Source organism: Veronia pacifica (genome assembly GCF_001707825.1).
Classification (GTDB): domain Bacteria; phylum Pseudomonadota; class Gammaproteobacteria; order Enterobacterales; family Vibrionaceae; genus Veronia; species Veronia pacifica.
Genome location: NZ_LYBM01000007.1, coordinates 24,156 through 37,378 on the forward strand (window position 1 = coordinate 24,156; position 13,223 = coordinate 37,378).

Below are 13,223 nucleotides of genomic sequence, written 5' to 3' on the forward strand. Positions count from 1 at the left end.
GGTAAACCCGGGCATTACAATCTAATTTGTCAGTCGAAGCGGTTTATCGAGCAACTTCGGCATTATGGTAGATGTTCTGCACATCATCACAATCATTTAGCATATCGATGAACTTATCAAAGGTGGCTACGTCTTCACCAGATACGTCAGTCATAGTCTGAGGTACAAACGTAATTTCTTCCACATCCAATTCGATTTCTGGAATCGCATCAGTCAGCGCATTCTTCACTTTGAAAAATTCAGTGTGCGGTGCGAAAACAGTAATAACGCCAGCTTCACACTCAATGTCAGTGACATCGACGTCTGCCATTACCAGCGCTTCAAGCACAGCTTCTTCGTCATCACCATTGAACTGGAATACAGATTGATGTTCGAACATGTGTGCGACAGAGCCCGGGCTGCCAATTTTCGCATTGGTTTTAACAAAACACTGGCGAACTTCCATGTAGGTACGGTTGTTGTTATCTGTCAGACAATCGACGATGACTGAACAACCGCCTGGCCCAAATCCCTCGTAACGGGCAACTTCATAGTTTTCACCGCCAGCACCGTTCGCTTTTTCCAATGCTTTATCAATGATGTGCGTCGGTACCTGATCTTTCTTTGCTTTTTCGATCAAGCGCTTTAATGAAAGATTTGAGCTTGGATCGCTGCCACCATTTTTGGCGACAACATAGATTTCTTTGCCGTATTTTGAATAGACTTTGATTTTTGCGCCTTGTGTTTTGGCCATTGAGGCTTTGCGCACTTCGAAACTGCGTCCCATTGGGTCACTCTCTTTTTATTACTTAACCAAATATTGCGATGGATTTTAGCAACGTCGATAGCCTAATTTCCAGCATTGACGGTGTAATGGCAGGGGAAATAACCGTTTATCTGAATCAAACAGCAGTTTGTCTGTATGGCGTGGCGTAATTATCAACAATCGGGAAGAAAGATGACAAAAATTTTGATCACTGGCTTTGAGGCATTTGGCGGTGAAACCATTAATCCAACAGAACGAGTCATTCAACGGCTCAAAGACAGTGATGTAAATGGTGCGCAAATAGTTACGTGTGTTGCTCCTGTTGTGAGATATGAATCGGTGAAAAAAGTTATGTCTGCAATTGAGGAGCATAAGCCTGATGCTATTATTTGTCTTGGTCAGGCTGGCGGAAGAGCAGGGGTAACACCAGAAAGAGTCGCCATAAATATTGATGATTATCGTATTGCCGATAATGCAGGGAATCAGGTTATTGACCAGCCAGTGTTTGAAGATGAACCAGCAGCCTACTTTTCGAGTTTACCTATTAAGGCGATAGTGCGTGACTTAACATCTGCAGGTATTCAGGCATCAGTTTCAGAAAGTGCGGGTACGTTTGTCTGTAATCACCTCTTTTATGCTATCCAGCACAAGTTAAGAGATACCTCAATCAGAAATGGTTTTGTTCATATCCCGCTACTCCCTGAGCAGGCTCAAAATGACCAGCCCTCTATGTCTCTTGATATTATGATCAAAGCTGTAAAAATAATGATCAACACAGTATTAACAGAAGAAGAGGACGCGATCATCACCGGGGGTAAGATCTGCTAGTCGCAAGCGTCTGACTGGAATTAACCTGATTGAAACCGTGGTTGTTGGTTTCAAAAAAAGGGCGCTAGTCAGCGCCCAATAATGTTAAGTTAATGCACTCGGGTCTATTGAGCACATCCGCCTAATTCTTTCCATACACCCCAGCGACCTGTCGTACCGGGTTCATCACCCTGAGTCCACCATTGTGCTTGATAGCGGCCACCATTGTGAGAAACAACATTACCAGTCAGATAGATTTTGCTTGCTGACCAAGCTTCTCCATCACATGGTTTATCATCACCCACTTTGATAGCAACAGACTTCTTGCTGCTAACTCCCTTTTCGTCAGTGACAGTAAGCCCAACGTTATATGTTCCAGCAGAGCTAAACGTGTGACTTGCCACTTTTTGAGTCGATGTTGCCTGACCTGCAAAATCCCAAACTCGATTTACCGCGTTAGTTGATGTATCTGTTACTGATACAGTCAAGCCGGATACAGAGTGAGTGAAGTTTGCAACCGGGCCACATTTTGGTGGCGGTGGAGGAGGGTTACCCGTCAATTTTTTCCACACGTTGCTATAGATGTCTGGTCGAGCACCCGTTGACCACCAAGTTGCTTCATAGTTATTACCGTTGTAACTCACTTTGTCACCGAGCTTATAGCTGGTGGACGCGCTCCAGGTAGGGTACGTTTGCGACTCCACAGATTGAACACATTTATCGTCTGAAGAGACTGTAACCTGCAGAGTTTTACTATCATTAGACTCATTTCCAATTGCCGTCAGTTTGACGCTGTAGGTACCGTCCGCGCCGTAGGTATGAGTCACATTTTTACTTCTCGCAGTGTTGCCATCACCCAGCTCCCACGAATAAGTATCTGCATTTTCAGAAGTATTCGTGAATGTTGCAGTCAAACCGGTCGTTGTATAGGTGAAATTGGCCTTAACGACATCACCAGGGCTACAATTTGTTCCTGACTTGGCACCAGTCTGAACGCCAACAGCTGCAAACGCATCGACAACATCATTGACACAATAGCCAAGCGCTTGAGCGGCTTTGTAGACTCCGCTACCGCCTTGGTCAAAGGTGGAGTTTGCCGTCCAATACACCTGGTTGGCCTTAATATAAGTATCGAAGGCTTTGCGGATATTCCAGTTTGGTTTATTCGACAGGAGGTAAAAAGCCTTGTTGAATACACCCGAGCTATAGTGAACATTCATGCCGTTTGAGTAGTCATCGGCATGTCCGATTGACTTACCATCAAGTGGCGGATTATCCATATAGCGCATCGCACCGCTACCTTTCTTGATGCGATCACCAATCTTCCAGTTAAAACTCCCCTCCAAGTAATAAAGGGCAGCTGCAGCTGACACATCTGAGAATGATTCGTTCATGCCACCAGATTGGTTGCGGTAGGCAAGGTTAGAATTTTGAGACGTGACACCATGACTGACTTCGTGCGCAACGACATCAAGGGAGACCAGTGGATAGAAGGTATTTTTACCGTCACCGAATGTCATTTGTCGACCGTCCCAAAAGGCGTTTTCGTAGTCCTTGTCATAGTGAACACGGAGTCGGAGTTTCTGGGTGATCGGACGAATGTTATACCACTCTTTGTACATGTCGAAAGTGATCAAGCCAAACGCATGGGCGTCGTTCAATGCTGAGTAAGCACCATTGACTTCCCTTTCTGTATTTTCAGGACAGGTAAACCCATGTACTGACCCGCCAGACGTACGATGGTTCATATCAAGCGTTTCAACATTTGAGCTGTCCAATGTGCAGCGACTGCCGCTTTGACGGACCTCAAATGCATCATATTTTTTACCCGGCCCAAATTCGTAACGCCCGGTTTTTCTATTGCCGCCAGGCCCTGTAGCCTCTGCGAAGTTAATGGCATCCCAGCTATCTAACAATTTGCCCGTATATGCGTCTATGAATCCCATCGGACGGCTTGGTTCACTGCTATACACAACGTAGGAAACTTGCCATGCCAAGTGAGCGGTGTCGTCACTGTCTAACCAAATAACAAGTTTTCTCTTCACATTGGCTAGTTGGTGCAAGTCATGCTGCCACTGGGTTGAAAGCGTTGATACCGCCGTTTCTTCCGTCAAGGTTGGCACGACAGAAATCACGTCACTTTCAATACCTGAAATCGCGACACCGGAAAAGTCACTCATTACGCCAAGCGTATCTTTGGTGGCTACGAAGCTTTCACCGTAAACAGGAATGCCCTGATAAGTTTGTTGGACACGGACAATTTCATTTCCATTTGCTGCGGTAAAAGATGCGCCTTCAACATATGAATTGGTTGAAATAATGGTTTGCGCCACATTTGTCGAAAGTATTGAAGGAACGTCCAGATTGACACGATCCGCAGCTGACGCGGGTAGTGTAATAATACCGGCAAGCGCTAATGCGACTGCAGATATCTTTGGATACATGTTCATAGCTGCTCCATATAGCTTGAAAATTACATTTATTGGTGCAAATCCATGCACTGTTCAATGGGGAGTTATCAGAGTGATAAATAAAAAATAATATCGCTCTGACACGATTGGTTTATCGCTAGTCAGCACTTGGTTCAATATGAAAAATTTATTTTTATAGAATATTTGACCAAATATTTGTTGTGAGAAAGCACAATCCTGAAATGTTAAAATTGTGTTTTCATTATTGATGATGTGTGTGTGGTTATTTCATGTTTGCAAATGGCTTAGTGGGTTTTGATTATTAATATAGAGCTATACAGGCTATATTTTGCATATAAATTCAAAAAATATCCATTTTTCTGTTTTTTTATTCTTTTTTATAAGTGAAATCTATTTTTAGACTGACATCTAAATTTCATTGCAAATGAAACTACTAGATATTAATTGAATTAGTTATAACAGGTAAAAAAGATGGAAGGTATTTATACGATTCATATTTGATTAATAGAAATAATGATGAGAGGTGTATCTAAAATTTTTATGGTCCCTCGCGATTGCTTATATTAATGCGTTTAAAAGAATCAATAATTATAGATGAGAACTAATATTGGTTCGCACATCTTACTGCAACAATGAAAGGGACTTTTTAAATGAAGATATCGCGTTTATTAAATACGCTGCTGATCTCTACTGCTGTGCTTATTCCGTCAACAACAATGGCTGAAGATATAAAAAAAGTGGCTGTGTCACAGATTGTTGAACACCCTGCTCTGGACTCAGCCCGGATGGGCATTCTCGATGGCCTTGCCAAACGAGGTTATAAAGAGGGGAGTAATCTAGAGTTTACTTTTCAGACTGCGCAGGGCAACCCGGCGATTGCTGTTCAAATTGCCCGTCAGTTTGTCGGTGAACAACCCGATGTGCTGGTGGGAATCGCAACGCCTTCTGCACAAGCTTTGGCAGCCGCAACCAAAAACATACCTATCGTTTTTACAGCGGTAACGGACCCTATCGGTGCAAGGTTATTGACTGATATGAATAAGCCAAGTGGAAACATTACTGGGCTGTCTGATCTTTCTCCGGTGTTTCAGCACGTCGCACTGGCAAAAGAAGTGTTACCAGAAATGAAGACGATTGGCGTCATCTACAATCCAGGTGAGGCCAATTCGGTATCACTGTTGGCACTATTAAAACAAGCTGCGGCAAAATACGACCTTAATGTCGTTGAGGGAACCGCACTTCGGAGTGCTGATGTCCAATCTGCGGCACAAATTGTGGCATCAAAATCTGACGCAATTTATGCCCTGACAGACAATACGATGGGAACGGCGCTAGACAGTGTTGTGGCGGTCTCTAATCAAGCAGGCATTCCAGTAATTGCTGCGGATACAGGTTTTACTGAAAGGGGGGCTCTAGTGGGTCTTGGTTTTGATTACTACCAAATAGGACTCGAAACTGCAGAATATGTAGCAGATATTCTTGACGGCAAGTCACCTAATGAACTACCAGCGAAAGTGGCGACGGGTTCAGATCTTTTCATTAACAAAAAAGCTGCGCAAATCCTGAAGATGCAGCTTCCAGATTCTGTGGTTCAACGAGCAACCAAAGTTATTCGTTAATCACCTAGATGCCATAAATTATGGGTGGCTGTCTGATTTCAGCCACTTTTTTCAAAAATTATTATAGTAAGACTGTCAACGTTTAATGAGATAAATAAGAGTGGAAAATCAGATGTTTATTGGGGTGAGTGCCGATGTGGCGCGTGTCAGTAAGCGTTTGTCTGTTGCAGTAAAAGGTTGCTCAAAGTTTGAGGCACAAATTGGGATAGCGTCGGAGAGATGATTTGGTACTGTCCCGTTGATTTGTTTCAGTATATTTAGGAATTGCTGATAATCTATATTATGTATCTTATTAATACTATTAGTGAAATTACCCTGTTCAGCAAGCGAGAGTGTCCCATCGTCACACTGATGAAAGACGGTTTGAAAGCGTGCTTCGGTGCGATCAGCATCAATATGTTCGAATCTCAATAATGCGGCTTCAGGAATCGCTTTTACTCTAGTTTTCCCTTCAAGCTCTTCCCAACAAACACCACACACACTCAAAGAAAACATCGACGGCACTCCTTTGACGACAGTAGGGCGTGTACTCTCGCATCTATGCAGTTCCCGCGCAAGATCTTCAATAAAATCAATACTCACCTGTTCAAAAGTCGCCAGCCCTGACTGGCTCTGATAACGAAGTTTAAGAGTAGAAAGCAGATAAAATATGTGTCCGTTAGGCAGCCATTCAGAGTATTCAGCTTCTTGTTTGCTGGCGATCGACGACTCTTTCTTCACCGATTTTCTGAACAAGCTGAGCATTTTTCTCATTTTTGCCTCCGGTAACAAACATCAAACAAAAACTAAATATAAATACAAATGATAATGATTGCTATTAAGATTTTTGATACGGTAAATGAAGACTCTAATAAAGAGCTAAAAACAGGAGATAGAGATGAGTTACATTGTTGGTCTGAGAAACTTCCTTCTCAAAGTCGTATACCGCATTTCCCGTCCGGTCATTTTCTTGATGGACCCAGAAGCGGCTCACTACAGGTTCAAGCGGGTCGGGGTTCTGCTCGGTTCTAACGCTTTGACGAAGGCATTGACATCATTCTTCTTTGATTACAATCACAAGAGTTTGAATATTACTGTCGATGGTGTGAAATATCGCAACCCGGTCGGTCTGTCTGCAGGCTTCGATAAAGACGGTGAATTGACAAGTATCTACCCATCCATTGGTTTTGGATTGGCTGAGCTTGGTTCATTCACTGGTGAAGTATGCCCGGGTAACCCAGGGAAGCGTCTGTTCCGTATGCCCAAGTCCAAGTCAATTCTGGTTTGGTACGGTCTGAATAACCAAGGTGCTGAGAAAATTTCAGCTCGTTTGAAAGACGTCGACTTCGGTCGTCTGCGTGTCGGTATTAACGCGGCGAAATCAAATCTTACACCTGAATTCGATTTGCAAGAATCTATCGAAGATTACACTAAGACGATGGATTGCTTCAAAGATATCGGTGACTACTACACAATTAACATCAGTTGTCCGAATACACAGGACGGCGAACCGTTTGTTAACCCAGAGTATCTCAATGCGCTGCTGACAGCAGTGAATGAGCACAGGGTTGAAGGTCGCCCAATCTACGTGAAACTCGCGGCAGACATGGAGCTTGATGAAGTCAACGCCATTGTTGATGCATGTGTTGAGCACGGTATGGACGGTGTTGTTCTGACGAACCTAGCTAAACCAAAGTACAACGAAGAATATGTAAAAGAAGAACTGCCGTTCCACAAAGGTGCAATGAGTGGACTGCCGTTGAACAGAATATCAACCAGCCTTGTTCGTCATGTCTATCGCCGTACTGGAGGTAAGCTGACTATCATTGGCGTAGGTGGTATCTTCACTGCAAGAGATGCTTACGAGAAGATCACTTCAGGTGCAAGCTTGCTGCACATGATTTCAACTCTCATCTTTGATGGGCCGCAGAGCATCAGTGAAATAAACCGTGGTTTGGTTCAGCTGCTGAAGGAAGATGGATTTAATTCTATCGAAGAAGCAGTTGGTTCGCGCAATCCGCTGCCTAAACTCAAAGCTGTTCAGACAGTCGATGATGATAAGGTAAAAGATATCGCTTAACCCGTTAATACGAGCTGGCTGATTAACGACGTGCTGCTTTTTTCGAATTTTTTTGCTCGTTAATTGGCCACTTGTTACCTTTTTACTGTTTTGCCCACTCTGCCAAGTACCCCTTACCATTGTAATGCTTTAGACTACCGCCTCCTTTAAAACGCTGACTGAGGCGAGATTTATGTCTACATTTCCTAATTGTCCCGAATGCAACTCTGTGTACACCTACGAAGATGGTGCATTATACGTTTGCCCAGAATGTGCCCATGAATGGTCACAAGATGCAGCAGTGGACGCTGAAGAGGAAAAAGTAATCAAAGACTCAAACGGTAATGTGTTACAAGATGGTGACACTGTCACTGTTATAAAGGATTTAAAGGTGAAGGGTTCATCTTTAGTTGTGAAGGTCGGTACTAAAGTGAAAAATATCCGCCTTGTTGATGGTGACCATGATATCGATTGTAAAATTGATGGTGTTGGCGCAATGAAGCTCAAATCAGAGTTTGTAAAAAAAGTCTGATACCATTTTTCGACAATAAGTCACCCGTCGTAGTGGTTTATTGATTTCATAAGCTCTTCGGGTGAGCATCATAGAGTCTGAACAACTCATGCACCTGCACTTACGCTTTCCTGTGATGGAGAAAAACAATGGCAAAGCAATTGTCCGACAACGATATAGAAACGATTCAAGCCTATGATGCTGAGAAGCGACTTGATTATTTACTTAAAGAGGTTGTTTCAAATCGAGAGATCTGGATCCTGATTGATGACCACGGTTCTGTCATGCTTAACACAGAGGATGAAGATTGTGTTCCCGTGTGGCCGAACAAAGAGTTTGCTGAGCAATGGGCTACAGGCGAATGGGATGATTGCCGCCCTGAAAGTATATCGCTAAACAAATGGCATTCTCGATGGACTTATGGTCTGGAGAATGACGAGCTTGCAATCGTTGTTTTTCCAAATCCAGATAGCGATGGATTGGTTCTTTACCCGGAAGAGCTTGATGTGTCTCTGAAGAAAAAGGCGGGTAAACAGCGTTAAGTGAAACGCTGCTCAGAGTAAGTGAATCTCAAAAACGGGCAGTTGCCCGTTTTTTCGTTTAGACAGAATGATTTGTTGCAGATGAATGAACGATTCATACACTCGTGACGTAAACTTACACAAGAAACACCAAAAGGACAGGCTTGTGAATTCTTCAGACGGCAAAAGCGAAACAAAAATACCAGCTACCAAGTTACAGCGATTGGGTGTTCTGGGTTCTTTGGTCACCAGAGTAGCGTCTAATATGGTAGCAGAGGGTGCCAAACAGATAGTATCCGGTAAACGCCCTTCGGCTAAAGACTTGTTGTTAACTCCACAGAACGCAGCCAAGGTTGCTGAAAAGTTATCTCATCTCCGTGGAGCCGCTATGAAAGTCGGCCAGCTTATTAGTATGGAAGCTGGAGATCTTCTTCCTCGTGAATTGACTGAAATTCTTGCTAAGCTCCGTTCTGATGCATCACCAATGCCGGCAAAAGAACTTGCTGCACTCCTTGAACGAGAATTAGGAAGTAACTGGCAGCATAACTTTATAACGTTTACGTTTCGTCCTATGGCAGCTGCGTCTATCGGACAGGTCCATGAGGCGTACGGAGATGATGGAAACCGCCTTGCCATCAAAGTGCAATATCCGGGTGTAAAAGACAGCATTGAAAGTGACGTAGACAACGTAGGCACTCTCCTTCGTGTGACAGGTTTAGTTCCGGATACTGTTGATTATAAAGGCTTGTTATCCGAGGCTAAAAAGCAGTTGTTAGAAGAAGCCGACTACTGTCGTGAAGCCCGTATGATAGAAGCATACAGAGAAAAACTTGCTGAGATGCCTCAGTTTGTCGTTCCTGATGTGTTCGAAGACATAACGACGTCAGACGTACTGGCCATGAGTTATCTGGAAGGCGAAAATGTTGATTCGCTGGCAAACGAACCGCAAGCCGTCCGAAATCAAGTGGTTAGCGATTTGTTTGAGCTTCTGCTTAAAGAAATTTTTTCATTCAGACTCGTTCAGACAGATCCGAATTTTGCCAACTACCTCTACCAGCCAACAACGAAGAAAATAGCACTATTGGACTTTGGTGCAACGCGAGTTTACCCAGAGCGTTTCAGTCATGGTTATTTGATGTTGATGTCATCTGCGATGCATGGTGATAAACCGGGAATCGAAAAGGCACTCTCTTATATCGGATTCTTCGGAAACGAAATAAAGCCTGAACAAAAAGAAGCGGTCGTCGAGCTGGTTGAAATGGCGATGGAGCCGATGCGTTTTGACGGTGAGTATGACTTTGCAAATACCGATCTCGCAGTTCGTATTAGAGAGGCAGGGATGTCTTTGAGCATGGAAAAAGGTTATTGGCACACCCCGCCCGTCGATGCAATGTTCCTTCATAGGAAAATAGGGGGGCTATACCTGCTGGCTGTTCGATTAAAGGCGAAGGTAAATGTAAGAAATTTGCTAAACCCTTACATCAATTAATCTTATTTTCTTCCACCGATCACACCGTGTTCGGTGGCAACCATGTCTCTCATCTCTATGGTACCCATCGCTTTCATCTGTATGGCACACAACTTGCTCTTTAATCAATTTCACATCCTAAGAAGCATTTTAAAAAACAGGAGCTTACAGCATTTGTAGAAACCGCTGTTCGTAAAAAATCAGCACTTCAGCGACCTGAGTCTAATATCTGTTGCAACTTCATGACTAATAACAATTATTGCTAGCTATCACGCTAATTCTGTTTCTTCTCTTCGCTTTTTTAGTCGGTTGCGCTTCTAATTAGTACATAAGCTTTTTATTGGTAAGCAGCATGAACTCAAGTATTTACAACGATATCCTCGCAATTTGGGACTACCATCAACTCGAACATCAGCCAGTCAGCGCCGACTGTATCATTGTGATGGGGAGTAATGACTTACGGGTTGCTGAAAAAGCTGCAGAGTTGTATTTAGCCGGTATTGCGCCAGTTGTCGTTGTGTCCGGGGGTTTTGGTCGATTTACCCGAGGTGTTTTTCAGAAGCCTGAGGCCCAGTTGTTTGCTGACGTTATGACAGATTGCGGCGTACCAGCGTCGTCTATTTTGGTCGAGGATCAGTCATCAAATACGGGTGAAAATGTGCAATTGTCGTGGGAGCTACTTCAGCGGCATAAAATGACACCAGAAAGAATCCAGCTTGTACACAAACCATACATGGAACGCCGTGCTTATGCGACGTTTCTGAAACAATGGCCAAAATACCCACAATCGATCAAAATATCTTCGCCAGATATCAATTTCTTGGATTATGTGACAGAAGAGTTTCCGCTGGATGCACTTGTCAACGCAATGATGGGAGATCTTATTCGTATGCGTGATTACCCTGAGAGAGGCTTTCAAATCGAGCAGGTTATTCCAGACGATATTTGGCGTTCATATCACCGATTAGTCGATATCGGATTCTTAGGTTCTTAGAGGAAACCACAAAGAGCGCTATCAAGAATTCAAAGTTAGCCGTCTATATTACTTGCTCTATAAACAATGTGTTCATAGCAAGAAGACCTAAAGAAGGCCGCATATTTTCTTTCAGGGGGCTCTGTTGCCATACCAGATTTCTTCAGTCAGTAGCCCCTACTAGCTGGCCTTTCATTTTGTCGCCCCCATAAGCTCAGTTACCAACACTATTAAATCGTAATGATGAATTTCGCCTGCTTCATCATTGTTCTTTTGACGTTATGTTTCTATTTGTCATCTGTGGATGGTGTAAATCTGAAATCATTTGCTACCTTAATTACCCTATACACATCGCCCGTTTCCCTGTGCCGATAGGAAAATGCATCCTCAGTAAGACTTAATATATCGTATGCATCACGATTATATGGATCTGCTGGGTCAGCAGGCCTAAATTGACTCTTCTTAAGCCACCCTTTAAATATCGAGAAGTAGATGCCGCCAGAAATACCCCACTCTCCAACCTCTTCGCTTTGACTTGAGTCAGCAAATTTAAATTTTATGTTATACGTGCCATCAGCATATCGATTTACTATCCATTCGCTGTGACCTCCATTTTTTGAAGGTTGCTTCCCATACCAGGAGCCAATCATAAGATTCCATTGTTGCTTTGAGCCTTCAGTCAGGTCTGGTTTAACCAAATCAGTCGGCTCGTTTGATGTTATTGTCAAGCATCCGGTAACCGCCATGAACAGCGCCAAAAGAATGGCTCTCATTGTCATTTCCTTTTAATTAATATGTGATGGCTTAAGCGACTACGCACCAATATACCCCTTACGTTTTACTCGATATGGTTCATGAATAAAAAATGTGACCCTATTCGGCCACTAAGTATCGTGTGTAAAGGGTAGATGTGTCTAAAACTTGTGGAAAGAGTGAAGTAGGAGGCGAGGGAAGCGAAGCAGTTTACGGTTGCGTTGCTGCGGGCTGAAGTGACCAGGTTGACGAGTATCGATCGGAACAAATACTTTCGGCTACTGGCCGATGTCGAGATGGATGGTGAGCGGCTGACCGAGAAGCTGTTAAAGGACGGACTGATCGGCCTTATTACTGCTTTTTCTGAAGTAACATCGAAGTGCTTCAAGATGTTCATTAACGTCCACGGCGAAATCTTTTTGAAATCGCAGCCGCTGTACTGTTCGTGGGGGCAATTCTGAATTGCTTCGTAATCTTTAATCAAATGGTTTTTGGTACATGTTTTCTAAGAACGTTAGGCTTTCACTATCAGTCAACTCACTTCGAGAAATCCCAAGTCGATTGGATGCAATTTCTAGTTTTTTGCTCGTAACCCCAGTTTCAGAATGCGTTCAATTGCATCCTCTTTTAAGCGCCACTCATCGTCCTTGAGTGGGCAAAATTTCGAGTCATCAACACATTCTCTGCGTGTGTCATCTGCGTCAAAATATAACTAAATCGTGCTTATCAAACATGAGGTCTTTTCTTCAGATAGAGATAACACCGCATTTTTTCCTTAAGTACAGGTGTTCAGCCAGTAATACTGAACTATGCCATTTTGTCCTGATACTTCCTTTTCCGCTTCGAGAACACCTTTGTTGTGCTTGATAGCCTTAACTGAACCAAGGTTGGCTTTGTTTACCGTTACTAGCGCTCTATCAATACCGATACTCTTAGCCTTAGGTAACGTGAGTTCTAGAATACGCTTAGCGTAACCTTTTTGCCGCTCTGATGGTTTGATTCCATAACCAATGTGACCACCTAGAACCAATAATCCATCGTTGAGCTCATGCCTCAGATTCGAACATCCGACAACTTGCTCATTTTCGTCGATAAGCCAATAGGAACTATGTGCGACAAAACCCGGAACTTCCTCACCTCTTGAGTAGGCAGACAACCTATCAAGCAACGAAGAAAAGTCTTCATAATCTTCAGCTAATACGAACGGAACAAACACCTCTTCTCTTTCAAAAAACTCTCGAACCATTTCAATGTACGACTCTTGATATTCAACCCTTGGAGTTACTAACTTCATCCTAAATTCCTCTTTTATGTATAACTGTGTAATAAACCCCAAAGTGTCAAATATAATTCCTG

General features: G+C 43.3%; 12 protein-coding genes and 1 pseudogene. 8 read left to right on the plus strand and 5 right to left on the minus strand.

What is annotated here, in order from left to right; genetic code table 11:
* Positions 1-43: 43 nt before the first annotated feature.
* The gene (locus tag A8L45_RS05785; RefSeq protein ID WP_068900161.1) at positions 44-766 is read right to left on the minus strand and encodes a YebC/PmpR family DNA-binding transcriptional regulator; all 723 of its coding nucleotides are present in this window, start codon (positions 764-766) and stop codon (positions 44-46) included.
* A gap of 171 nt (positions 767-937) precedes the next feature.
* Here A8L45_RS05785 and pcp point away from each other — a divergent pair, with 171 nt between their 5' ends.
* Positions 938-1,573, plus strand: coding sequence for a pyroglutamyl-peptidase I (pcp, locus tag A8L45_RS05790; protein WP_068900163.1), 636 nt, complete (start codon positions 938-940; stop codon positions 1,571-1,573).
* A 104-nt stretch (positions 1,574-1,677) separates the two neighbouring features.
* Here pcp and A8L45_RS05795 read toward each other — a convergent pair whose 3' ends face one another.
* Positions 1,678-4,002, minus strand: a complete 2,325-nt coding sequence (locus A8L45_RS05795; protein ID WP_068900165.1) for a M4 family metallopeptidase — start codon at positions 4,000-4,002, stop codon at positions 1,678-1,680.
* 632 nt (positions 4,003-4,634) lie between these two features.
* Here A8L45_RS05795 and A8L45_RS05800 point away from each other — a divergent pair.
* Positions 4,635-5,603 (plus strand): ABC transporter substrate binding protein, encoded by a 969-nt coding sequence (locus A8L45_RS05800; protein ID WP_068900166.1) that lies wholly within the window; start codon positions 4,635-4,637, stop codon positions 5,601-5,603.
* Positions 5,604-5,711: 108 nt separating this feature from the next.
* On the opposite strand, the gene A8L45_RS05805 is transcribed toward A8L45_RS05800, so the two are convergent.
* Positions 5,712-6,356, minus strand: coding sequence for a hypothetical protein (locus A8L45_RS05805; protein ID WP_083228223.1), 645 nt, complete (start codon positions 6,354-6,356; stop codon positions 5,712-5,714).
* Positions 6,357-6,480: 124 nt separating this feature from the next.
* Between A8L45_RS05805 and A8L45_RS05810 the strand changes: the two genes are divergently transcribed.
* From A8L45_RS05810 to A8L45_RS05830, 5 genes are all read left to right on the plus strand, one after another.
* On the plus strand, positions 6,481-7,662 hold the full coding sequence (locus tag A8L45_RS05810) for a quinone-dependent dihydroorotate dehydrogenase (RefSeq protein ID WP_068900168.1): 1,182 nt from the start codon (positions 6,481-6,483) through the stop codon (positions 7,660-7,662).
* 172 nt (positions 7,663-7,834) lie between these two features.
* Positions 7,835-8,173 (plus strand): zinc ribbon domain-containing protein YjdM, encoded by a 339-nt coding sequence (locus tag A8L45_RS05815; RefSeq protein WP_068900169.1) that lies wholly within the window; start codon positions 7,835-7,837, stop codon positions 8,171-8,173.
* A gap of 128 nt (positions 8,174-8,301) precedes the next feature.
* Positions 8,302-8,694 (plus strand): DUF2750 domain-containing protein, encoded by a 393-nt coding sequence (locus tag A8L45_RS05820; protein ID WP_068900172.1) that lies wholly within the window; start codon positions 8,302-8,304, stop codon positions 8,692-8,694.
* 85 nt (positions 8,695-8,779) lie between these two features.
* Positions 8,780-10,162, plus strand: a complete 1,383-nt coding sequence (locus tag A8L45_RS05825) for an ABC1 kinase family protein (protein ID WP_083228224.1) — start codon at positions 8,780-8,782, stop codon at positions 10,160-10,162.
* A gap of 331 nt (positions 10,163-10,493) precedes the next feature.
* Positions 10,494-11,135 (plus strand): YdcF family protein, encoded by a 642-nt coding sequence (locus A8L45_RS05830; protein ID WP_068900176.1) that lies wholly within the window; start codon positions 10,494-10,496, stop codon positions 11,133-11,135.
* A 266-nt stretch (positions 11,136-11,401) separates the two neighbouring features.
* Here the strand turns inward: A8L45_RS05830 and A8L45_RS05835 are convergent, their stop codons facing one another.
* Positions 11,402-11,887 carry a hypothetical protein gene (locus A8L45_RS05835; RefSeq protein ID WP_068900177.1) on the minus strand — a complete coding sequence of 162 codons (486 nt, stop codon included), beginning with the start codon at positions 11,885-11,887 and terminating at the stop codon, positions 11,402-11,404.
* 186 nt (positions 11,888-12,073) lie between these two features.
* On the opposite strand from A8L45_RS05835, the pseudogene A8L45_RS05840 reads away from it, so the two are divergent.
* Positions 12,074-12,328, plus strand: a pseudogene (locus A8L45_RS05840) (hypothetical protein); the annotation flags it as partial.
* 314 nt (positions 12,329-12,642) lie between these two features.
* Here the strand turns inward: A8L45_RS05840 and A8L45_RS05845 are convergent.
* Positions 12,643-13,161, minus strand: a complete 519-nt coding sequence (locus A8L45_RS05845) for a GNAT family N-acetyltransferase (RefSeq protein WP_068900181.1) — start codon at positions 13,159-13,161, stop codon at positions 12,643-12,645.
* Between the last annotated feature and the right edge of the window lie 62 nt (positions 13,162-13,223).

Excerpts from the sequence above, each read along its gene's own strand:
- A8L45_RS05785 (WP_068900161.1), bottom strand. The coding sequence starts at position 766 with ATGGGACGCAGTTTCGAAGTGCGCAAAGCCTCAATGGCCAAAACACAA.
- pcp (WP_068900163.1), top strand. The coding sequence starts at position 938 with ATGACAAAAATTTTGATCACTGGCTTTGAGGCATTTGGCGGTGAAACC.
- A8L45_RS05795 (WP_068900165.1), bottom strand. The coding sequence starts at position 4,002 with ATGAACATGTATCCAAAGATATCTGCAGTCGCATTAGCGCTTGCCGGT.
- A8L45_RS05800 (WP_068900166.1), top strand. The coding sequence starts at position 4,635 with ATGAAGATATCGCGTTTATTAAATACGCTGCTGATCTCTACTGCTGTG.
- A8L45_RS05805 (WP_083228223.1), bottom strand. The coding sequence starts at position 6,356 with ATGAGAAAAATGCTCAGCTTGTTCAGAAAATCGGTGAAGAAAGAGTCG.
- A8L45_RS05810 (WP_068900168.1), top strand. The coding sequence starts at position 6,481 with ATGAGTTACATTGTTGGTCTGAGAAACTTCCTTCTCAAAGTCGTATAC.
- A8L45_RS05815 (WP_068900169.1), top strand. The coding sequence starts at position 7,835 with ATGTCTACATTTCCTAATTGTCCCGAATGCAACTCTGTGTACACCTAC.
- A8L45_RS05820 (WP_068900172.1), top strand. The coding sequence starts at position 8,302 with ATGGCAAAGCAATTGTCCGACAACGATATAGAAACGATTCAAGCCTAT.
- A8L45_RS05825 (WP_083228224.1), top strand. The coding sequence starts at position 8,780 with ATGAACGATTCATACACTCGTGACGTAAACTTACACAAGAAACACCAA.
- A8L45_RS05830 (WP_068900176.1), top strand. The coding sequence starts at position 10,494 with ATGAACTCAAGTATTTACAACGATATCCTCGCAATTTGGGACTACCAT.
- A8L45_RS05835 (WP_068900177.1), bottom strand. The coding sequence starts at position 11,887 with ATGAGAGCCATTCTTTTGGCGCTGTTCATGGCGGTTACCGGATGCTTG.
- A8L45_RS05845 (WP_068900181.1), bottom strand. The coding sequence starts at position 13,161 with ATGAAGTTAGTAACTCCAAGGGTTGAATATCAAGAGTCGTACATTGAA.